The 20,492-nt window shown below is 61.7% G+C and carries 28 protein-coding genes; 27 read left to right on the forward strand and 1 reads right to left on the reverse strand.

Annotation, left to right across the window (positions count from 1 at the left end; all coding sequences use genetic code 11):
- The first annotated feature begins 3 nt into the window (after window positions 1–3).
- The 23 genes from rpsC to dsbD all read left to right on the forward strand — a co-directional run bounded on the left by rpsC (window position 4) and on the right by dsbD (window position 13,045).
- Window positions 4–822 (forward strand): 30S ribosomal protein S3, encoded by an 819-nt coding sequence (gene rpsC / locus KT882_RS04045; protein WP_057158346.1) that lies wholly within the window; start codon window positions 4–6, stop codon window positions 820–822.
- A gap of 2 nt (window positions 823–824) precedes the next feature.
- Window positions 825–1,244, forward strand: coding sequence for a 50S ribosomal protein L16 (rplP, locus tag KT882_RS04050; protein WP_161071433.1), 420 nt, complete (start codon window positions 825–827; stop codon window positions 1,242–1,244).
- 12 nt (window positions 1,245–1,256) lie between these two features.
- Window positions 1,257–1,448, forward strand: a complete 192-nt coding sequence (rpmC, locus tag KT882_RS04055; RefSeq protein ID WP_161071432.1) for a 50S ribosomal protein L29 — start codon at window positions 1,257–1,259, stop codon at window positions 1,446–1,448.
- Window positions 1,445–1,717 carry a 30S ribosomal protein S17 gene (gene rpsQ, locus KT882_RS04060; protein ID WP_056404288.1) on the forward strand — a complete coding sequence of 91 codons (273 nt, stop codon included), beginning with the start codon at window positions 1,445–1,447 and terminating at the stop codon, window positions 1,715–1,717. Before rpmC ends, rpsQ begins: the two co-directional genes overlap by 4 nt.
- A gap of 251 nt (window positions 1,718–1,968) precedes the next feature.
- Complete coding sequence (gene rplN, locus KT882_RS04065; protein WP_050409761.1) at window positions 1,969–2,337, forward strand: 50S ribosomal protein L14; 369 nt, start codon at window positions 1,969–1,971, stop codon at window positions 2,335–2,337.
- Between the two features lie 11 nt (window positions 2,338–2,348).
- On the forward strand, window positions 2,349–2,663 hold the full coding sequence (gene rplX / locus KT882_RS04070) for a 50S ribosomal protein L24 (protein WP_161071431.1): 315 nt from the start codon (window positions 2,349–2,351) through the stop codon (window positions 2,661–2,663).
- A gap of 6 nt (window positions 2,664–2,669) precedes the next feature.
- A complete protein-coding gene (gene rplE / locus KT882_RS04075) occupies window positions 2,670–3,209 on the forward strand; it encodes a 50S ribosomal protein L5 (RefSeq protein WP_161071430.1) in 540 nt (179 codons plus the stop codon).
- Window positions 3,210–3,215: 6 nt separating this feature from the next.
- On the forward strand, window positions 3,216–3,521 hold the full coding sequence (gene rpsN, locus KT882_RS04080) for a 30S ribosomal protein S14 (protein ID WP_056404282.1): 306 nt from the start codon (window positions 3,216–3,218) through the stop codon (window positions 3,519–3,521).
- A gap of 14 nt (window positions 3,522–3,535) precedes the next feature.
- The gene (rpsH, locus tag KT882_RS04085; protein ID WP_161071429.1) at window positions 3,536–3,931 is read left to right on the forward strand and encodes a 30S ribosomal protein S8; all 396 of its coding nucleotides are present in this window, start codon (window positions 3,536–3,538) and stop codon (window positions 3,929–3,931) included.
- A 9-nt stretch (window positions 3,932–3,940) separates the two neighbouring features.
- Window positions 3,941–4,474, forward strand: a complete 534-nt coding sequence (gene rplF, locus KT882_RS04090; protein WP_161071428.1) for a 50S ribosomal protein L6 — start codon at window positions 3,941–3,943, stop codon at window positions 4,472–4,474.
- 13 nt (window positions 4,475–4,487) lie between these two features.
- Complete coding sequence (rplR, locus tag KT882_RS04095; RefSeq protein WP_028833785.1) at window positions 4,488–4,850, forward strand: 50S ribosomal protein L18; 363 nt, start codon at window positions 4,488–4,490, stop codon at window positions 4,848–4,850.
- Between the two features lie 10 nt (window positions 4,851–4,860).
- Window positions 4,861–5,379, forward strand: a complete 519-nt coding sequence (rpsE, locus tag KT882_RS04100; protein ID WP_049817602.1) for a 30S ribosomal protein S5 — start codon at window positions 4,861–4,863, stop codon at window positions 5,377–5,379.
- A gap of 11 nt (window positions 5,380–5,390) precedes the next feature.
- Window positions 5,391–5,567, forward strand: a complete 177-nt coding sequence (gene rpmD / locus KT882_RS04105) for a 50S ribosomal protein L30 (RefSeq protein ID WP_161071427.1) — start codon at window positions 5,391–5,393, stop codon at window positions 5,565–5,567.
- A gap of 27 nt (window positions 5,568–5,594) precedes the next feature.
- Window positions 5,595–6,026, forward strand: coding sequence for a 50S ribosomal protein L15 (gene rplO / locus KT882_RS04110; RefSeq protein WP_161071426.1), 432 nt, complete (start codon window positions 5,595–5,597; stop codon window positions 6,024–6,026).
- A 32-nt stretch (window positions 6,027–6,058) separates the two neighbouring features.
- Complete coding sequence (gene secY, locus KT882_RS04115) at window positions 6,059–7,393, forward strand: preprotein translocase subunit SecY (protein WP_161071425.1); 1,335 nt, start codon at window positions 6,059–6,061, stop codon at window positions 7,391–7,393.
- Between the two features lie 21 nt (window positions 7,394–7,414).
- Complete coding sequence (infA, locus tag KT882_RS04120) at window positions 7,415–7,633, forward strand: translation initiation factor IF-1 (protein ID WP_005663428.1); 219 nt, start codon at window positions 7,415–7,417, stop codon at window positions 7,631–7,633.
- A gap of 31 nt (window positions 7,634–7,664) precedes the next feature.
- On the forward strand, window positions 7,665–7,778 hold the full coding sequence (gene rpmJ / locus KT882_RS04125) for a 50S ribosomal protein L36 (protein ID WP_005663407.1): 114 nt from the start codon (window positions 7,665–7,667) through the stop codon (window positions 7,776–7,778).
- A 27-nt stretch (window positions 7,779–7,805) separates the two neighbouring features.
- Window positions 7,806–8,171 carry a 30S ribosomal protein S13 gene (rpsM, locus tag KT882_RS04130; protein ID WP_028833790.1) on the forward strand — a complete coding sequence of 122 codons (366 nt, stop codon included), beginning with the start codon at window positions 7,806–7,808 and terminating at the stop codon, window positions 8,169–8,171.
- A gap of 15 nt (window positions 8,172–8,186) precedes the next feature.
- Entirely contained in the window at window positions 8,187–8,591 is a 405-nt protein-coding gene (gene rpsK / locus KT882_RS04135; RefSeq protein WP_008444339.1) for a 30S ribosomal protein S11, read from the forward strand.
- Window positions 8,592–8,816: 225 nt separating this feature from the next.
- A complete protein-coding gene (rpsD, locus tag KT882_RS04140) occupies window positions 8,817–9,440 on the forward strand; it encodes a 30S ribosomal protein S4 (RefSeq protein ID WP_161071424.1) in 624 nt (207 codons plus the stop codon).
- Between the two features lie 109 nt (window positions 9,441–9,549).
- Complete coding sequence (locus KT882_RS04145) at window positions 9,550–10,527, forward strand: DNA-directed RNA polymerase subunit alpha (protein ID WP_145878057.1); 978 nt, start codon at window positions 9,550–9,552, stop codon at window positions 10,525–10,527.
- 123 nt (window positions 10,528–10,650) lie between these two features.
- Complete coding sequence (rplQ, locus tag KT882_RS04150; RefSeq protein ID WP_161071423.1) at window positions 10,651–11,046, forward strand: 50S ribosomal protein L17; 396 nt, start codon at window positions 10,651–10,653, stop codon at window positions 11,044–11,046.
- 199 nt (window positions 11,047–11,245) lie between these two features.
- Complete coding sequence (dsbD, locus tag KT882_RS04155; RefSeq protein WP_228894525.1) at window positions 11,246–13,045, forward strand: protein-disulfide reductase DsbD; 1,800 nt, start codon at window positions 11,246–11,248, stop codon at window positions 13,043–13,045.
- Window positions 13,046–13,166: 121 nt separating this feature from the next.
- Here the strand turns inward: dsbD and KT882_RS04160 are convergent, their stop codons facing one another.
- Complete coding sequence (locus tag KT882_RS04160) at window positions 13,167–13,688, reverse strand: Spy/CpxP family protein refolding chaperone (RefSeq protein WP_161071421.1); 522 nt, start codon at window positions 13,686–13,688, stop codon at window positions 13,167–13,169.
- Between the two features lie 212 nt (window positions 13,689–13,900).
- Here KT882_RS04160 and KT882_RS04165 point away from each other — a divergent pair, with 212 nt between their 5' ends.
- The 4 genes from KT882_RS04165 to KT882_RS04180 are packed head-to-tail and all read left to right on the forward strand — an operon-like array spanning window position 13,901 to window position 20,339.
- Window positions 13,901–14,629 carry a response regulator gene (locus KT882_RS04165; protein WP_161071420.1) on the forward strand — a complete coding sequence of 243 codons (729 nt, stop codon included), beginning with the start codon at window positions 13,901–13,903 and terminating at the stop codon, window positions 14,627–14,629.
- A complete protein-coding gene (locus KT882_RS04170; RefSeq protein WP_228894526.1) occupies window positions 14,626–15,981 on the forward strand; it encodes an ATP-binding protein in 1,356 nt (451 codons plus the stop codon). The genes KT882_RS04165 and KT882_RS04170 overlap by 4 nt, the downstream gene beginning before the upstream one ends.
- 30 nt (window positions 15,982–16,011) lie before the next feature.
- Window positions 16,012–17,208: an efflux RND transporter periplasmic adaptor subunit gene (locus KT882_RS04175; protein ID WP_161071419.1), complete on the forward strand. Its 1,197-nt coding sequence runs from the start codon at window positions 16,012–16,014 to the stop codon at window positions 17,206–17,208.
- A complete protein-coding gene (locus KT882_RS04180) occupies window positions 17,205–20,339 on the forward strand; it encodes an efflux RND transporter permease subunit (RefSeq protein ID WP_161071418.1) in 3,135 nt (1,044 codons plus the stop codon). The genes KT882_RS04175 and KT882_RS04180 overlap by 4 nt, the downstream gene beginning before the upstream one ends.
- Window positions 20,340–20,492: the final 153 nt, after the last annotated feature.

Genomic DNA, 20,492 nt, shown 5'->3' on the forward strand with positions numbered 1-20,492 from the left:
ACGATGGGTCAGAAAATTCATCCAACCGGTTTCCGTCTGGCGGTCACCCGTAACTGGGCTTCGCGCTGGTACGCAGGCAACGGCAATTTCGCTGCCATGCTGAACGAAGACCTGAAAGCTCGCGCTTTCCTGAAAAAGAAACTGAAGAACGCCTCCGTTGGCCGCATCGTCATCGAGCGCCCAGCCAAGAACGCGCGCTTCACGATCTACAGCTCGCGTCCAGGCGTGGTCATTGGTAAAAAAGGCGAAGACATCGAAGTACTGAAGTCGGCGCTGACCAAGATCATGGGCGTGCCGGTGCACGTGAACATCGAAGAAATCCGCAAGCCGGAAATCGACTCGCAGCTGATCGCCGATTCGATCTCGCAGCAGCTGGAAAAGCGTATCATGTTCCGCCGCGCCATGAAGCGCGCGATGCAAAACGCCATGCGTCTGGGTGCCCTGGGCATCAAGATCATGTCGTCGGGCCGTCTGAACGGCATCGAGATCGCGCGTAAAGAATGGTACCGCGAAGGCCGCGTGCCTCTGCATACCCTGCGCGCCGACATCGACTACGGCACCAGCGAAGCATCGACCACCTACGGCATCATCGGCGTCAAGGTGTGGGTCTACAAGGGTGACCGCTCGCCTACCGGCGAAGCGCCAGTCATCGAGACCCCGGCTGACGAGAAGAAAAGCCGCGGTCCACGCCGTGACGATGGCAAGCCTTCCGGCCGCCCACGTCCAGGTCCGGCCGGTGCTAAACCATCCCCGGCAGGTGCTGCCCGCGTGCGTTCCGCTAAACCGGCCGCCGCTGCACCAGCTGAGAAAGCAGGAGAATAACCATGCTGCAACCAGCACGCAGGAAGTATCGTAAAGAGCAGAAAGGCCGCAACACCGGCATTTCGCACACCGCCGGCACTTCGGTGTCGTTCGGCGAGTTCGGTCTGAAAGCAGTGGCCCGCGGTCGTATCACCGCGCGCCAGATCGAAGCAGCACGTCGCGCCATGACCCGTCACATCAAACGTGGCGGCCGTATCTGGATCCGCGTTTTCCCGGACAAGCCGATTTCGAACAAGCCGGCCGAAGTTCGTATGGGTAACGGTAAAGGTAACCCGGAATACTACGTCGCTGAAATCCGTCCGGGCAAAGTCCTGTACGAAATGGACGGCGTCGGTGAAGAACTGGCACGCGAAGCGTTCCGCCTGGCTGCTGCCAAACTGCCTCTGGCTACCACCTTCGTGGTGCGCCAGGTTGGCCAATAATAGGAGTGAAATATGAAAGCATCTGAACTCCGCGGCAAAGACCAGGCAGCTCTGCAACAAGAGCTGAACGATCTGCTGAAGGCCCAGTTTGGTCTGCGTATGCAAACCGCTACGCAGCAACTGAGCAACACTTCGCAGCTCAAGAAGGTACGCCGCGACATCGCGCGTGTAAAAACGGTAATGAATCTGAAGGAAGCCAAATGAACCAACCAGTGAAACAGTCGCTCAAGCGCACGCTGATCGGTAAAGTGGTGTCCGACAAGATGGACAAGACCGTTACCGTTCTGATCGAACGTCACGTGAAGCACCCTCTGTACGGCAAGATCATTGTGCGTTCGGCTAAATACCACGCACACGACGAAACCAACCAAGTCAAAGCCGGTGATACGGTCGAGATCCAGGAAGGCCGTCCGATCTCCAAAACGAAGGCGTGGACGGTGACTCGTGTAGTGCAAGCTGCACAAATCGTTTAATTGACCAAGCGTCGCCGGCCTAGCCGGTGGCGCTTTTCAATTAGTTCTTGCAAGCCCGCAGGTTTCGTGTAATACTTGCGGGCTTCGTTCATGTAACGCCGCAAAGTGTCTCTCCGCAGACATGGACCGCGGTCAGTACTTGTATGAAGGTCAAGCACCCAAACAATGGTGAAAGCCATTGGCGGGACCAAGACTGACCGAGAGGTCCACATTGTGTGGATTCTTCGGCTTAAGTTGGGAAAGAGAATACTATGATTCAAACTGAAAGCCGGCTCGAAGTGGCCGACAATACCGGTGCCAAAGAAGTCATGTGCATCAAGGTATTGGGCGGCTCCAAGCGCCGTTATGCTGGCATTGGCGACGTGATCAAGGTAACCGTCAAGGTTGCCCAGCCACGCGGCCGTGTCAAAAAAGGTGAAATTTACAACGCTGTGGTTGTGCGTACCGCTAAAGGTGTGCGCCGCCAAGACGGCTCCCTGGTGAAGTTCGACGGCAACGCCGCCGTGCTGCTGAACGCCAAGCTGGAGCCGATCGGTACCCGCATCTTCGGACCTGTCACGCGCGAACTGCGCACTGAGAAGTTCATGAAGATCGTGTCCCTGGCACCGGAAGTCCTGTAAGGAGTCAGTAAATGGATAAGATTCGTAAAAACGACGAAGTCATCGTTTTGACCGGTAAAGACAAGGGCAAGCGCGGCACCGTGCAACAGCGTGTAGACGCTGAGCATGTCGTGGTTGAGGGCGTCAACGTTGCTAAAAAAGCGACCAAGCCGAACCCGATGACTGGCGTAACTGGTGGCATCGTTGACAAGACCATGCCTATTCACGTGTCCAACGTTGCTCTGTTCAACGCTGCGACCGGTAAGGCAGATCGCGTAGGCTTCAAAGATGTGGACGGCAAAAAAGTCCGCGTCTTCAAGTCGAACGGCGAAGTAGTGAAAGGGTAATAAGAAATGGCCCGTCTGCAAGCAGTCTATAAAGACAAAATCGTTGCCGAGCTGACCGAGAAATTCGGTTACAAAACGGTAATGGAAGTGCCGCGCCTGACCAAGATCACCCTGAACATGGGTGTGGGCGAAGCAATCGCCGACAAGAAGGTTCTGGAACACGCCGTTGGCGACCTGACCAAGATCGCCGGCCAGAAGCCAGTGACCACCAAGTCGCGCAAAGCTATCGCCGGTTTCAAAATCCGCGAAGGCTATCCGATCGGTACCATGGTGACCCTGCGCGGCGCCCGTATGTTCGAGTTCCTGGATCGTTTCATCACCGTGGCCCTGCCGCGCGTGCGTGACTTCCGTGGCGTGTCCGGTCGTTCGTTCGACGGCCGCGGCAACTACAACATCGGTGTCAAAGAACAGATCATCTTCCCAGAGATCGAGTACGACAAGATCGATGCGCTGCGTGGTATGAACATTTCGATCACCACCACCGCGAAGACCGACGACGAAGCGAAAGCTCTGCTCGCCGCCTTTAAATTCCCGTTCAGGAACTAATAGATCATGGCAAAACTCGCACTGATTAACCGTGAACAGAAGCGTGTCGACCTGGCAAACAAATTCGCTGCCAAGCGCGCCTCGCTGAAGGCCATCATCGACGACCAGTCGAAGACGGAAGAAGAGCGTTACGAAGCCCGCCTGAAACTGCAGGCGCTGCCACGTAACTCCGCTCCGACCCGTCAGCGCAACCGTTGCGCCGTCACCGGTCGTCCACGCGGCACCTTCCGTAAATTCGGTCTGGGCCGTATCAAGCTCCGTGAATTCGCCATGCGTGGTGAGATTCCGGGTATGACTAAAGCCAGCTGGTAATAGGAGAACAAGCAATGAGTATGAGCGATCCTATCGCCGATATGCTGACCCGCATTCGCAACGCCCAAGGCGTTCAAAAAACGACCGTGGCCATGCCATCGTCGAAAGTCAAAGTAGCGATTGCCAACGTCCTGAAGGACGAGGGTTACATTGAGGACTACGCTGTCGCCGAAGCTGGCGGCAAGTCGGAACTCAAAATCGGTTTGAAGTATTATGTAGGCCGTCCTGTTATCGAGCGCCTTGAGCGCGTGTCCCGTCCGGGTCTGCGCGTCTACAAGGGCAAGGATGAAATCCCAACCGTGATGAACGGCCTGGGCGTTGCCATCGTGTCGACCCCGCAAGGCGTCATGACCGACCGCAAAGCACGCGCTACCGGCGTCGGCGGCGAAGTCATCTGCTACGTCGCGTAAGGAGCAATAATGTCTCGTGTAGCTAAAATGCCTATCGCTGTGCCAGCTGGCGCTGAAGTCGCCATCTCCGCAGCAGCGATTACCGTAAAAGGCCCGCTGGGCGTACTGACCCAGGCCCTGACCGGCCAGGTGAAAGTCGAAAACAACGCCGGCACCCTGTCCTTCAACGTGGCCGACGACAGCCGCGAAGCCAATGCCATGTCCGGCACGCTGCGCGCCCTGGTGAACAATATGGTCACCGGCGTCACCAAGGGTTTCGAAAAGAAACTGAACCTGGTTGGCGTGGGTTACAAGGCGCAAGCCGCTGGCGACAAGCTGAACCTGTCGCTCGGCTTCTCGCACCCGGTCGCCCATGCGATGCCAGAAGGCGTCACCTGCGCAACCCCGACCCCGACCGAGATCCTGATCAAGGGTATCGATCGTCAAAAGGTCGGCCAGGTCGCCGCCGAAGTTCGCGCTTACCGCCCACCTGAGCCTTACAAGGGCAAGGGCGTCCGTTATTCGGACGAAGTGGTTAAGATCAAAGAAACCAAGAAGAAGTAATTAGGGGCTGACGATGGATAAAAAAGAATCTCGTCTGCGTCGCGGACGTCAAACCCGGATCAAGATTGCGCAGCTGAAAGTGAACCGCCTGTCGGTCCACCGCACCAACCTGCACATCTATGCAAACTTGACCAGCCCGGATGCCAAAGTACTGGTTTCGGCCTCGACCGCGGAAGCGGAAGTGCGCGCTGAACTGGCTGGCAAATCCGGCAAGGGTGGCAACGCCGCCGCCGCCGCACTGGTGGGCAAACGCGTAGCAGAAAAAGCACTGAAAGCAGGAATCACCGAAGTTGCGTTCGACCGCTCCGGTTTCCGTTACCACGGCCGTGTCAAAGCGCTGGCAGAAGCTGCCCGCGAAGCCGGTCTGAAGTTCTAAGGGTACGATCATGGCAAAAATGCAAGCTAAAATGCAAAGCGACAAGCCGGACGACGGCATGCGCGAAAAAATGATCGCGATCAACCGCGTGACCAAAGTGGTCAAGGGTGGTCGTATCATGGGCTTCGCGGCGCTGACCGTGGTTGGTGACGGCGATGGCCGCATCGGCATGGGTAAAGGCAAATCGAAAGAAGTGCCAGTGGGTGTGCAAAAGGCAATGGAAGAAGCCCGCCGCAACCTGATCAAAGTGCCGCTGAAAAACGGCACGCTGCATCACACCGTCATCGGCCGCCACGGCGCGTCGAAAGTGATGATGATGCCAGCCAAGCCGGGTACCGGCGTGATCGCTGGTGGCGCCATGCGCGCGATCTTCGAGGTGATGGGCGTGACGGACGTGGTGGCGAAATCCACCGGCTCGTCGAACCCGTACAACCTGGTGCGCGCTACCCTGGACGGCCTGTCGAAAATCAGTACTGCTGCTGACATCGCTGCGAAACGCGGCAAGTCGGTGGAAGACATCCTGGCTTAAGGGGAAACCACATGAGCACTATCAAAGTACAACTGGTGAAGGGCCTGATCGGCACTCGTCAAGACCACCGCGCCACCGTGCGTGGCCTGGGTCTGCGCCGTGTTAACTCGGTTGCCGAGTTGCAGGACACCCCATCGGTACGCGGCATGATCAACAAGGTCGCCTACCTCGTGAAAGTCGTATCGTAAGCCCTGGCTTATGATCTGGAGAAATCAATGGAACTGAATACCATTCAACCTGCAGAAGGCGCGAAGCACTACAAGCGTCGCGTCGGTCGCGGTATCGGCTCCGGCCTGGGTAAAACCGCCGGCCGTGGCCACAAGGGTCAAAAATCGCGTTCGGGCGGCTTCCACAAAGTCGGCTTCGAAGGCGGTCAAATGCCTCTGCAACGCCGTCTGCCTAAGCGCGGTTTCAAGTCGCTCAACGCCACCTTCAAAGCTGAAGTGCGCCTGTCCGACCTGAACAACCTGCCGACCGGCGAAGTCGACATTCTGGTCCTGAAGCAAGCCGGCGTGCTGGGCGTGCTGGCCCGCGACGTGCGCGTGATCGCCTCCGGCGAAATCACCAAAGCCGTCGTGGTCAAAGGCCTGAAAGTCACCGCGGGCGCGAAAGCGGCCATCGAAGCGGCTGGCGGCTCGGTAGCCTGAGTCAGTAGCTAACAGCTAGATCGGAGCGAAAATTGGCGACCAACCCGCAACTTGCTAAGAGCGCTGCAGCTGGCTTCCCTTGGGGCCGCCTGTGGTTTTTGCTTGGCGCATTGGTGGTGTACCGTATCGGCGCTCACGTTCCTGTGCCGGGTGTAGACCCGGCACAGCTCGCGGCACTGTTCAAGTCGCAGGAAGGCGGCATCCTGGGCATGTTCAACATGTTCTCCGGTGGCGCCCTGTCTCGCTTCACGGTGTTTGCGCTGGGTATCACGCCCTACATCTCGGCCTCGATCATCATGCAGTTGCTGTCGATCGTGTCGCCGCAGATGGAAGCGCTGAAGAAGGAAGGCGAATCCGGCCGCCGCAAGATCACCCAGTACACCCGTTATGCGACGGTGGCACTGGCTCTGTTCCAGGCGCTGGGTGTGTCCGTGGCCCTGGAATCGCAGCCTGGCCTGGTGCTGGATCCTGGCCTGGGCTTCCGCTTCGTGACGATCGTGACGCTGTTGACCGGCACCATGTTCCTGATGTGGCTGGGGGAGCAGATTACCGAGCGCGGTCTCGGTAACGGCATCTCCATCATCATCTTCGCCGGCATCGCCGCCGGTCTGCCGGGCGCGCTGGGTGGCTTGTTCACCCAGGTGTCGACCGGTTCGATCGGCAGCTTCTCGGCGATCCTCATCGTGGCCCTGGTAGCCCTGGTTACCTTCGCCGTGGTGTTCGTGGAGCGTGGACAGCGCAAGATTTTGGTCAACTACGCCAAGCGTCAAGTCGGCAACAAGATCTACGGTGGCCAAACCAGCCACCTGCCGCTGAAGCTGAACATGGCAGGCGTGATCCCGCCGATCTTCGCATCGTCGATTATCTTGTTCCCGGCTACGCTCGTGGACTGGTTCTCGAAGGGGCTCGACAAGTCCAGTCCTGTCGTCAGTTTCATGAAAGACCTGGCGGCATCGCTGGCATCGGGCGAGCCTATCCATGCATTGTTGTACGCCATTGCAATCGTGTTCTTCTGTTTCTTCTATACCGCGCTGGTGTTCAACAGCAAGGAAACAGCGGACAACTTGAAGAAGAGCGGGGCCTTTGTGCCAGGGATACGTCCCGGTGAGCAGACTGCCCGCTACATCGACAAGATCCTGACGCGATTGACCCTGGCCGGCGCCGTCTACATCACGCTGGTGTGTTTGTTGCCGGAGTTTATGAATGCCCAGTGGAAGGTTCCCTTCTACTTTGGCGGCACCTCCCTGTTGATTATTGTGGTTGTGACCATGGATTTCATGGCCCAGGTGCAAAACTATGTGATGTCGCAGCAATATGAATCGCTGCTGCGCAAAGCAAACTTCAAGGGCGGGATTCCGCAGCGATAAGCGCGGCAAACATAACGAAAAATGGCAAAAGACGACGTCATACAGATGCAAGGCGAGATTCTGGAGAATCTCCCCAATGCAACATTTCGAGTGAAGCTGGAAAACGGGCACGTGGTGCTCGGGCATATTTCGGGTAAAATGCGGATGAACTATATCCGCATCCTTCCTGGCGACAAGGTGACGGTCGAACTGACACCTTACGATCTGAGCCGGGCCCGCATCGTGTTCCGGACCAAGTAAATAAACAATCGTACTAGAAGAGAGTGCAAAAATGAAAGTTAACGCTTCAGTCAAGCGCATCTGCCGCAACTGCAAGATCATCAAGCGCAAAGGTGTGGTCCGCGTAATCTGCGTCGAACCGCGTCACAAGCAGCGTCAAGGTTAATAACCGTTATTTATCGAGGAATAACGAATGGCACGTATTGCAGGGGTTAACATCCCAAACCACCAACATACCGTTATCGGCCTGACCGCCATCTACGGTATCGGCCGCCCACGCTCGCAGTTCATCTGCCAGGCGACGGGTGTTCCAACCAACAAGAAGATCAAAGATCTGGACGACAGCGAGCTGGAAAAGCTGCGTGATGAAATCGGCAAGTTCGTAGTGGAAGGCGATCTGCGCCGCGAACTGTCGATGAACATCAAGCGTCTGATGGATCTGGGCTGCTACCGCGGCATGCGTCACCGTAAGGGCCTGCCGGTCCGCGGCCAGCGTACCCGCACCAATGCACGTACCCGCAAGGGCCCGCGCAAAGCCGCTCAATCGCTGAAGAAATAATCTTAGGAAAATATTATGGCTAAGCAACAAAGCAGCGCAGCAGCAGCTCGCGTACGCAAGAAGGTCAAGAAGAACGTTGCCGAAGGTATCGCACACGTTCACGCTTCCTTCAACAACACCATCATCACCATCACCGACCGTCAGGGCAATGCCCTGTCGTGGGCGACCTCCGGTGGCGCTGGCTTCAAGGGTTCGCGTAAATCGACCCCGTTCGCAGCGCAGGTTGCTGCGGAAGCCGCTGGTAAAGTGGCTGTTGAGTGCGGCGTCAAGAATCTGGAAGTGCGTATCAAGGGCCCAGGTCCTGGTCGCGAATCCGCAGTGCGCGCACTGAACAACCTGGGCATCAAGATCACCGAGATCCAGGACGTTACCCCAGTACCGCACAACGGCTGCCGTCCTCCTAAGCGTCGTCGTATCTAATGACGTTGCCGGCGGACCAGTCCGCCGGCGCCGTCCTCTTGGAAGCAAAAAACCGCTGGAACAGTGGGCCGGAAACGGCTATACTGTCCGGCTGTTCTCGCCTGTCGGATCAACTCCGGCGGGTTTTTCGTTTTGAGCCACCGTCCAAGCTGAAAGTGAGCTGGACTAGCGCCTAACCATCCGCACAGCGGCTGGCTGGGGCGTCATTATTTAAAGGAAAGCACCGTGGCACGTTATATCGGACCAAAAGCAAAGCTGTCCCGCCGTGAAGGCACTGATCTGTTCCTGAAGAGCGCACGCCGCTCCCTGGATTCGAAATGCAAACTGGACGTCAAGCCAGGCCAGCACGGCGTGAAATCGGGCGCCCGCACCTCGGACTTCGGCAACCAGCTGCGCGAAAAGCAAAAAGTAAAACGCATGTACGGCATCCTGGAACGCCAGTTCCGCCGCTACTTCGCTGAAGCCGACCGCCGCAAAGGCAACACCGGTGAAACCCTGCTGTCCCTGCTGGAAACCCGCCTGGACAACGTTGCATACCGCATGGGCTTCGGCTCGACCCGCGCCGAAGCGCGCCAGCTGGTATCGCACAAGGCCTTCACCGTGAACGGCAATGTCGTGAACATCGCTTCGTACAACGTGAAAACCGGCGACGTGATCGCTGTGCGCGAAAAAGCCAAAAAGCAAGTGCGTATCGTTGAAGCGCTGTCGCTGGCTGAACAAGTTGGCATGCCAGCTTGGGTGTCGGTGGATTCCAAGAAAATGGAAGGCACCCTGAAATCGCTGCCAGAGCGCAACGAAATCGCCCACGACGTCAACGAATCGCTGATCGTCGAACTGTACTCGCGTTAATCGTAGTCAGTCGTTCCCCGCCCGCTGCCGCAAACGCACAGCGGGCGTTTTCACTAATGCCATCAGCCTTATCGGTGTAATGAGCCGAGGGTATTGAAAAGGACATTTCATGCAAAACAGTTTGTTGAAGCCACGTATTATCGACGTAGAAACCCTGGGCGCCGGCCACGCGAAAGTCGTGATGGAGCCGTTCGAGCGTGGCTACGGCCACACCCTGGGCAACGCGCTGCGCCGCGTGCTGCTGTCGTCCATGATCGGCTACGCGCCGACCGAAGTGACGATCGCCGGCGTGGTGCACGAGTACTCGTCGCTGGACGGCGTCCAGGAAGACGTGGTTGACCTGCTGCTGAACCTGAAGGGCGTGGTCTTCAAAGTCCACAACCGTGACTCCGTCACCCTGACCCTGAAGAAGGAAGGCGAAGGCGCCGTCCTGGCATCGGACATCGACCTGCCGCACGACGTCGAGCTGATCAACCCGGACCACGTGATTGCCCACCTGACCGCAGGCGGCAAGCTGGACATGCAGATCAAAGTGGAAAAAGGCCGCGGCTATGTGCCGGGCAACGTCCGCCGCCTGTCCGAAGACACCAACAAGACCATCGGCCGCATCATCCTGGACGCGTCGTTCTCGCCAGTGCGCCGCGTGTCTTACGCCGTGGAATCGGCCCGTGTGGAACAGCGTACCGACCTGGACAAGCTGATCATCAACATCGAAACCAACGGCGTGATCACGCCGGAAGAAGCGATCCGCCAGTCGGCCCGCGTCCTGGTGGACCAGTTGAATGTGTTCGCCGCCCTGGAAGGCACGGAAGCGGCCGCCGAAGCGCCATCGCGCGCTCCGCTGGTCGATCCTATCCTGCTGCGTCCAGTGGACGACCTGGAGCTGACCGTGCGTTCGGCCAACTGCCTGAAAGCGGAAAACATCTACTACATCGGCGACCTGATCCAGCGTTCGGAAAACGAACTGCTGAAGACGCCGAACCTGGGCCGCAAGTCCTTGAACGAAATCAAGGAAGTGCTGGCTTCGCGTGGTCTGACTCTGGGCATGAAGCTGGAGAACTGGCCGCCTGCAGGTCTGGAGAAGTAATTCTTGTAGCACCCGTCCCCGGCATGTGCCAGAGGCGTTTAACCCTTATGAACCGGTCCGCGCCCTGGTGAGAGCCCTGGCGATCGAAGAACCTGGCATTAAACATCATTGAAAGGAAGTACCATGCGTCACCGTCACGGCCTCCGTAAACTGAATCGTACCTCGTCCCACCGCCTGGCTATGCTGCGCAACATGACCGTTTCCCTGCTGCGTCATGAAGCCATCAAAACCACCGTTCCTAAAGCTAAGGAACTGCGCCGCGTGATCGAGCCGATCCTGACCCTGGGCAAGACCGACACCCTGGCCAACAAGCGTCTGGCCTTCGCTCGCCTGCGCGACCGCGAAATGGTCCTGAAGCTGTTCGCTGAACTGGGCCCACGCTACGCCAACCGCAATGGCGGCTACCTGCGCATCCTGAAAATGGGTTTCCGCGTAGGCGACAACGCTCCTATGGCTTACGTTGAACTGCTGGACCGTCCAGAAGTCACCGAAGCTGTTGAAGTTGCTGACGAAGCGTAATTCACGCCGAGTAAGAAAAAGCCAGGCTCTGCCTGGCTTTTTTTATGCGCCGCTGGTTTGGCGGGTTACGTGGCTGCGCCCCTAACCCGCCCTACGCATCGTCCAGACCCGAGGCGTGGCAAGCGCGTAGGGCGGGTTAGCGGAGCGTAACCCGCCAAGCAGGTGTACCATAGAAAAGTTTTAGTTTTAGAAGGCTGTCATGTTCCGCTTTGCCCACCACCTCGTCCGCCTGCTGCTCTCCCTAACATTGCTGACGCTGCTGTTCTCCGTCCCGGCCCGCGCCGAAGAGGATTTCCTCGATCCCGCCGTCGCCTTCAAATTCTCGGCCCGCATGCTGGACGCGAAAACCGCCAGCGTCACCTACGAGATCGCGGACGGCTACTATATGTACCGCGAGCGCTTCGCCTTCAAGGCGCAGGGCGCCACGCTGGGCAAGCCGGACATCCCGCCGGGCAAGGTCAAATTCGACGATACCTTCAACAAGGAAGTCGAAACCTACCGCAAGCACATCACCATCACCATCCCGGTGGACACGGCCGGCCCGTTCACCCTGACCGCCACCTCGCAGGGCTGCTCGGACAAGGGCCTGTGCTATTCGCCGCAGGACGCGCAGGCCAGCCTGGTCGGCAGCGGCGGCAGGAGCGTGGCGCCGGCGGCTGACGTGGCTGCGGCATCGCCGCAGGGCGCCGCATCCGGCACCGGCGCCGCCAGCGAGCTGGGCAAGATCGAAGCGGCGCTCAAGGGCGGCCGCCTGCTGGTCATCCTGCCGCTGTTCGCGCTGCTGGGCCTGGGCCTGGCGTTCACGCCCTGCGTGCTGCCCATGGTGCCCATCCTGTCCTCGATTATTGTCGGCGAAGGCCAGCACAGCAGCCGCTCGCGCGGCCTGCTGCTGTCGCTCACCTACGCGCTGGGCATGGCCATTGTCTACACCGCGCTGGGCGTGGCCGCCGGGCTGATCGGCGAAGGCCTGGCCGCCGCGCTGCAGAATCCGTGGGTGCTGGGCGCCTTCGGCCTGCTGATGGTGGGCCTGTCGCTGTCCATGTTCGGCGTGTACGAACTGCAAGTGCCGGCCGGCCTGCAAAGCCGCCTGAGCACCGTGTCCAACCGCCAGTCCTCCGGCAAGCTGGCCGGCGTGTTCGCCATGGGCGCCATCTCCGCCCTCATCGTCGGCCCCTGCGTGGCCGCGCCGCTGGCCGGCGCCCTGGTCTACATCAGCCAGACGCGCGACGTGGTTGTCGGCGGCGGCGCGCTGTTCGCCATGGCGGTGGGCATGAGCGTGCCCCTGGTGCTGGTGGGCGTGTCGGCCGGCACCTTGCTGCCGCGCGCGGGCGCCTGGATGGACAATGTGAAGCAATTCTTCGGCGTGCTGCTGCTGGCCATGGCCTTGTGGCTGGTGTCGCCGGTGCTGCCGGCCGCGCTGGCCATGGTGGGCTTCGCGCTGCTGGGCATAGGCTACGGCGTGTATCTGCTGTCCCGCACCGGCCGCAGCCGGGGCATGAACTGGGGCAGCGCGGGCTACGGTTGGCTGGCCAAGGCGGTGGCGGCCGTGTTCATTCTTCTCGGCGGCGTGCAGCTGGTGGGCCTGGCTACCGGGGGCAGGGATGTGCTGGCGCCGCTGGCGCACCTGACCGGCGGCGCGCAGGCGGTGCACTTCACGCGCGTGAAAACCGTGGCCCAGCTGGATGCCGCGCTGGCGCAAACGGGCGGCAAGACCGCCATCCTCGACTTTTATGCCGACTGGTGCGTGTCCTGCAAGGAAATGGAGAAGCTGACCTTCATCGAGCCGGCGGTCAAGGCCAGGCTGGCCAACACCGTGCTGCTGCAGGTGGATGTGACCGCCAATGATGAAGATGACAAGGCTTTGCTGAAGCGTTTCAAGCTGTTTGGTCCGCCGGGCATTATTCTGTTCAATGCGCAAGGGCAGGAGATTCCGGATTCCCGCGTGGTGGGGTTCCAGAATGCGGAAACCTTCCTGAAGTCGCTGGATAAGCTGCAGTAGTTCCGGACGGCGCTTGGCGGGTTACGCAGCGCCGCTGCTAACCCGCCCTACGATATTTTCGCAGGTGCTGAGTCGAGCGTAGGGCGGGTTAGCGCGTGGGCGCGTAACCCGCCTTGCCGGCTTAGCCGTGGCGCATCATCATCCCGCCACCCTGGCCGCCGCGGTGGCCGCCGAAACGGCCGTGGCGGTGCCTGGCTGCCTCGTCGAAGGTCTTTTGCTGCTCAGGCGTCAGCTGCGCGTAGAAGGTCTTCAGCGCGGCCAGGCGGACTTCCTGCTGGGCCAGCATCTGCTTGTGCATTTCCTGGCGTTTTTCCATCAGTTCCGGCGTGCTCAGCTGGGCCAGCGCGGCGCGGTCCGGACGGGCTGCCGGCAGCTTGGGCGCGGTGGCGGCGGTGAAGGCCGCCCAGGCCGGTTCCTGCGCCGCCGTCAGCTTCAGCTTGTCGTGCAGCGCGGCCTGGCGCTTGGCGACCATTTCCTTGAATTTGGCCTGGCGCTCGGCCATTTTGGCGGCGATCTGCTCCTGCGTCAGAGCCTGGCCGTGGCGGCCCGGAGCCGGGGCGTCGGCGGCGTAGGCGGCGCTGCCGGCCACGCCCAGACCGAATACGGTCATGCCGATGATGAGGGATTTGCGTATCGTGTTCATGGTCCATCCTTTGCGTTGGGTTCAGTGGCTTCTGCTTATGTGCACTGCACATGGAACACATCTTGGCAGGGTGGTGTTGCCCCTGCATTGCCCCGCCGGCCGCTTTTGTATCAAACTGTTTCTCCGCCGCCGCTACTTGCTGTGGCGCAGGATATACAAGCCGATACAAACGCTTGTTGGCCTTCCCCCGCCGAACTAAGGATAATTGGAGCATGGAACAAACTTCTACCATCCTGATCGTCGACGACGACCGCGATATCCGCTCCCTGCTGGCCGATTATCTGGAATCCAACGGCTATCGCGCCCAGTGCGCGGCGGACGGCACCGCCATGTGGAAACAGCTCGACGAAGCCCGTCCTGACCTGATCGTGCTGGACCTGAACCTGCCCGGCGACGACGGCCTGAGCCTGTGCCGCAAGCTGCGCGCCACCTCCTCGCTGCCGGTCATCATGCTGACCGCGCGCAACGAGCCGCTGGACCGCATCCTGGGCCTGGAAATGGGCGCCGACGACTACCTGCCGAAACCGTTCGAGCCGCGCGAACTGCTGGCCCGCATCCGCAGCGTGCTGCGCCGCAGCCACGCCATGCCGTCCAATGCCGGCTCCGACAAGGTGCAGCAGATGCGCTTTTCCAACTGGACGCTGGACCTGACCGCGCGCCATCTGGTCAATCCGGACGGCCTGGTCATTATGCTCTCGGGCGCCGAATTCCGCCTGCTGAAAGTGTTCCTGGAACACCCCAACCGCGTGCTCAACCGCGACCAGCTGCTGAACCTGACCCAGGGCCGCGACGCCGACCCCTTCGACCGCTCGATCGACATCCAGATCAGCCGCCTGCGCCAGAAGCTGGGCGAGGACGCGCGCGTGCCGCAAATCATCAAGACCGTGCGCAACGGCGGCTATGTGCTGGCCGGCGCCGTCAGCGTGGAGCCGCTGGCGTGAAAGATTTCCTCAGTTCGATGACGGGCCGTGTTTTTCTGGTGCTGCTGCTGGGCATCGTGGGCTCGGCCGCGCTGACGCATTACCTGGCCGTCACCGAACGCCAGCGCACGCTGGAGCGCTACCGCGACTCCTATGTGCTGGACCGCTCCGATGAAATCATTTCCACCATCAGCGTGGTGGCGCCGGACGCGCGCGCCGCCTACCTGAAAATCGTCAGCCAGGGCGGCCTGCGGCTGGAGGCGAGCGACGCCGCCATCGACACGGCGGCCCAGCCGACGCCGTTTTCCCGCCAGCTGTCCGCCCGCCTGGGCAAGGACTACGTGCTGGCGCCGCAGCCGGGCCGCCCGGCCGCCTGCGACGCGCCGCGCGAGATCAACTCCATCTTCGGCCCGGTCCAGTGGCGCGGCATCTGCGGCGTGGTGCACGTGGGCCTGCACGACGGCCAGGTGCTGCGCCTGACCGTGCTGCCGCCGCGTTCGCCGCCGCCCACCGGCCAGAACGAGCTGTTCAGCATTCTGCCTTTCCTGTTCAGCATAGTCGGCCTGGCCTACCTGGTCACCCGCATGGCCGTGCGCCCGCTGCAGAAGCTGGCGCAGGCCGCGAAAGACCTGGGCAACGACATCAACCATCCGCCGCTGGCCCTGAGCGGCGCCAGCGAAATCCGCCAGGCCAGCGCCGCCTTCAACGCCATGCAGGCGCGCATCCGCCAGCACATTTTCCAGCGCACGCAAATGCTGGCCGCCATCACCCATGACCTGCAGACCCCGCTCACGCGCATGCGCCTGCGGCTGGAAAAAGTCACCGACAGCGACCTGCAGCAAAAGCTGCTGGGCGACCTGTCGGCCACGCAGCAGATGGTGAAAGAGGGCCTGGACCTGGCGCGCAGCATGGACAGCACCGAGAACATGCAGGCGCTGGACCTCGACTCCCTGCTCGACAGCGTGTGCGCCGACGCCGCCGACGCCGGCCAGGACGTGACCCTGAAAGGCCGCGCCGCCATGGCCCTGATGGGCCGCCCGCTGGCGATCCGCCGCTGCCTGGTGAACCTGCTCGACAACGCCGTCAAATACGGCCACAGCGCCAGCGTGACGGTGGAGCGCATGGTGGGCGCGGCGCGCATCCGCATCCACGACGCCGGCCCCGGCATCGCCCCGGACCAGCTGGCCCAGGTGTTTGAACCCTTCTACCGCATCGAAACTTCCCGCTCGCGCGAATCCGGCGGCACCGGCCTCGGCCTGACCATCGCGCGCAACATCGCAGAACAGCACGGCGCCAGCATCGCGCTGGCCAACCACGCCAACGGCGGCCTGGAAGTGACCCTGGTGCTGCCCGAATATTACGCAGGGAAATAATTCCCGCATTGCAATAATCCAAGAAAAACCATGAAAAAGACGACACTGATAGTTCTGGTAGGCGCCGCCGCCGCAATAGGCGCGGGTGGCTGGTATTACGCGCAACCGGCGGCCGAGCCCGCCAAGCAGGCGGCCGGCCAGGGCCAAGGCGCAGGCAAGGGCGGCGGCCAGGGCCAGCAAGGCCCGACCACGGTCAACGTGGTGTCGCCGCAGCGCCAGGACGTGCCGGTGATGCTCACCGCCAACGGCACCGTGTCGCCCATCAGCACCGTGGACCTGCACCCGCAGACCACCAGCACCATCGTCAAGGTGCACATCAAGGAAGGCCAGTTCGTGAAGCAGGGCGAGCTGATGTTCTCGCTCGACAGCCGCAGCGAAAACGCCAATGTGGAAAAAGCCCAGGCCCAGGTGATGCGCGACCGCGCCACGCTGGCCGACCTGGAACGCCAGTACCAGCGCAGCATGGACCTGCTGGCGCAGAAATTCATCGCCCAGGGCGCGGTGGACACCCTGCGCAGCCAGGTCGAACAGGCGCGCGCCGTGCTCAACGCGGACCTCGCGGCCACCCAGGCCGTCAAGGTGGACGCCAGCTACACCAGCATCCGCGCCCCGATGACGGGCCGCGTGGGCGCCATCAACGTCTATCCGGGCAGCCTGGTGCAGCTGTCCACCTCGCTCACCACGGTGACCCAGCTCAACCCGATCAATGTGTCCTTCACCCTGCCGGAGAGCGCGCTGGCCGGGCTGCTGGCGGCCCAGCAGGCCGGCGCGGTGCCGGTGGAAGTGGACTCGGGCGGCAAGCAGTTCAAGGGCAAGCTGAGCTTTATCGACAACGCGGTCGACGCCATGGCCGGCGTGATACGCGTCAAGGCCCAGTTCGACAACAGCCAGACCCAGCTGTGGCCCGGCCAGTACGTCAACACCAGGCTGACCGTGCAAACGCTGAAAGATGCGCTGGTGGTGCCGCAAAACGCTATTATTAGCAATACCCGAGGTACTTTCGTGTACACGGTCGCCCCGGACCAGACCGCCGTGGTGGCCAACGTCAAGCGCCTGCACACCTTCGGCCCGTACGCCGCCGTGTCCGGCCTGAACGGCGACGAAAAGATCATCGTGGAAGGCAAACAGAACCTGCGCCCCGGCGGCAAGGTGCGCATCGCGGAGGCCGCGTCCGAGGGCAAGAAGAAGGGCGGCGGCGACGCAAAAAAGAAGGATAGCGCAGCATGAACCTGTCCGAATTGTGCATCCGCCGCCCGGTGATGGTGGTGCTGCTGTCGCTGAGCCTGATTTTGGCCGGCGTGCTGGCCTACGCCCACATCCCGGTCGCGGCGCTGCCCAGCTATAACACGCCGGTCATCAACGTCGGCGCCGACCTGCCCGGCGCCAGCCCGGAAACCATGGCGTCCTCGGTCGCGCTGCCGCTGGAGAAGCAATTCTCCACGATCGCCGGCCTGAGCATGATCACCTCCACCAGCACGCTGGGCAACACCTCGCTGACCCTGGAGTTCGACCCCAGCGTCAACGTCAACGAAGCGGCGGTCGACGTGCAGGCCGCGCTGCTGCGCGCCCAGCGTTCGCTGCCGCAGGAAATGACGGACTTGCCGTCCTACCGCAAGGTCAACCCGGCCGACGCGCCGGTGCTGTTCATGACCATGACCTCGCCGTCGCTCAGCTTGTCCGAGCTGAACGACTACGCGGAAAACCTGATCGCCCCCAGCCTGTCGACCCTGCCCGGCGTGGCCCAGGTCACCGTCAACGGCCAGAAGCGCTTCGCCGTGCGCGTGCGCGCCAAGGCCGACCTGCTGAACGCCCGCAACATGACGCTGGACGAGCTGGCCGCCGCCATCAAGGCCGCCAACGCCAACACCCCGCTGGGCATCCTGGACGGCCCCAGCCAGACCCTCACCATCCAGGGCAACGCCCAGCTGATGAAGGCGGCCGAGTTCGCGGAACTGATCGTCGCCACCCGCAACGGCCAGCCGGTGCGCCTGAAAGACGTGGCCGACGCCGAGGACAGCTACCAGTCCGTCAAGACCGCCGGCAGCTACAACGGCGAGCGCTCCATCGTGCTGCTGGTGCAGCGCCAGCCGGACGCCAACACCGTGCAGGTGGTGGACGGCGTGCGCCGTTTGCTGCCGCGCTTCCTGGCCCAGGTGCCGGCCTCGGTCAAGATCAACCTGGTCAACGACCGTTCCATTTCCATCCGTGAAGCCATCCACGACGTCAACCTGACGCTGGCGCTCACCGTGGTGCTGGTGGTGCTGGTGATCTTCCTGTTCCTGCGCAAGGCCGCCGCCACCTTCATCCCGGCCATCACCATGCCGATCTCGCTGCTGGGCGCGCTGTCGCTGCTGTACGCCTTCGGCTACAGCCTGGACAACGTGTCCCTGCTCGGCATCACGCTGGCAGTGGGCCTGGTGGTGGACGACGCCATCGTGGTGCTGGAAAACATCGTGCGCCATATCGAGATGGGCAAGAAGCCGCTGCAGGCCGCGCTGGTCGGCTCGCGCGAAATGGGCTTCACCATTATTTCCATTTCGATTTCGCTGGTGGCGGTGTTCATCCCCATCTTCTTCATGCCGGGCGTGATCGGCCTGCTGTTCCATGAATTCGCCGTGGTGGTGGCGCTGTCGGTGCTGGTGTCGGCGGTGGTGTCGCTGACGCTGGTGCCCATGCTGTGCGCGCGCCTGCTGCCGAACGAGGCGCACGAAGCCGAAGGCGACGACACCTTTATCGGCCGCTGGTTCGAAGCCGGCTTCTCGCGCCTGCGCAACGGCTACGCCAGCACGCTGGACATCGCCCTCAAGCACCGCTACGTGGTGCTGGCCCTGGCCATCGGCACCTTCGTGCTGACGGTGATCCTGTACGCCACCATTCCCAAGGGCTTCTTCCCGGAGGAAGACCTGGGCCAGATCCGCGTCACCACCGAAGCGGCCGAAGACATCTCGTCGGCCGCGTTGCTGGAACTGCAGGGCAAGGTGGCCGACGCCATCATGGCCGACCCGAATGTGCAGGACGTCACCTCCTTCGTCAGCGGCGGCAACGGCGGCCGCATGTTCCTGGTGCTCAAGCCGCGCGGCGAACGCGCCAAGATGCCGCAAGTGCTCGACAGCCTGCGCAAGGCCACCCGCAAAGTGCCCGGCATGTCCGTCTACATGAGCCCGGTGCAGAACCTGCAGCTGGGCGGACGCCCCAGCAAGAGCCGCTACCAGTACACCTTGCAGTCGGTCAGCCCGGACGCGCTCAACGACTGGGCCGGCAAGTTCCAGGAACGCATGCGCAACGACAACGACTTCCGCGACGTCACCAGCGACTCCCAGAACAAGGGCCTGCAGGCCTCGCTCAAGATAGACCGCGACAAGGCCAACACCCTGGGCGTGGAAATCAGCGCCATCCGCAGCGCGCTCTACCTTGCGTTCGGCGAGCGCCAGGTGTCCACCATCTACTCGTCCGCCGCCAGTTACTTCGTGATATTGGAAGCGGCCGCCGAGGACCGCCAGTTCGACGACGCGCTGACCAGGATCTCGGTGCGCAACAAGGCCGGCGCGCTGGTGCAGCTGTCCAGCTTTGCCAGCGTGGAACGCACCGTGGGGCCGACCTCGGTCAACCACCAGGGCCAGCTGCAGGCCATTACGCTGTCCTTCAACCTGGCGCCGGACGTGCCGCTGGGCGTGGCCACCAACAAGATCGACAAGATGGCGGTGGACATGGGTCTGCCCGCGTCCATCATCACCACCTACGGCGGCGACGCGGCCGTGTTCCAGAGCTCCCAGGGCAGCCAGCTGATCCTGATCATCGCCGCGCTGGGCGTCATTTATGTGCTGCTGGGCGTGCTCTACGAGAGCTATATCCACCCGCTGACCATCCTGGCCGGCCTGCCGTCGGCGGCGGTGGGGGCCTTGCTGACGCTGCGCATCTTCAACCTCGACCTGACCATGATCGCCATCATCGGCATCCTGATGCTGATCGGTATCGTCAAGAAGAACGCCATCATGATGATCGACTTCGCGCTGCACGCGCAGCGCAACGAAGGCATGCAGCCGGCCGAAGCCATCCGCGAAGCCTGCGTGTTGCGTTTCCGTCCCATCATGATGACCACGCTGGCCGCGTTGATGGGCGCGCTGCCCATCGCGCTCGGCCTGGGCGCCGGCGCCGAGCTGCGCCAGCCGCTGGGCCTGGCCGTGGTGGGCGGGCTGATCTTCTCGCAGGTGATCACGCTCTACATCACCCCGGTGATCTATCTCTTCCTCGACAAATACAGCGGCAGCGGCCCGATGGACGACGCGGCCCTGGTGGACGAGCCCGAACCGGCGAAGGGGCCGGTCGAGCTAAAAGCTGTCAGCCTCGCCAAGCACTGATATCATACTGCGGGCCGGAATAATTCCGGCCCGTTTAGTTTTGGGCGCGTGGCCGTCGCTACGCAAGCGCAACCTTTGTGATACATACGGTAACATCCATCAAGACCGAGTCCGGGTAAGCTGGGTGCTCTCTCTCGGGTGTTTGTACAGAAA

Source organism: Pseudoduganella aquatica (assembly GCF_020865585.1).
Classification (GTDB): domain Bacteria; phylum Pseudomonadota; class Gammaproteobacteria; order Burkholderiales; family Burkholderiaceae_D; genus Rugamonas; species Rugamonas aquatica_A.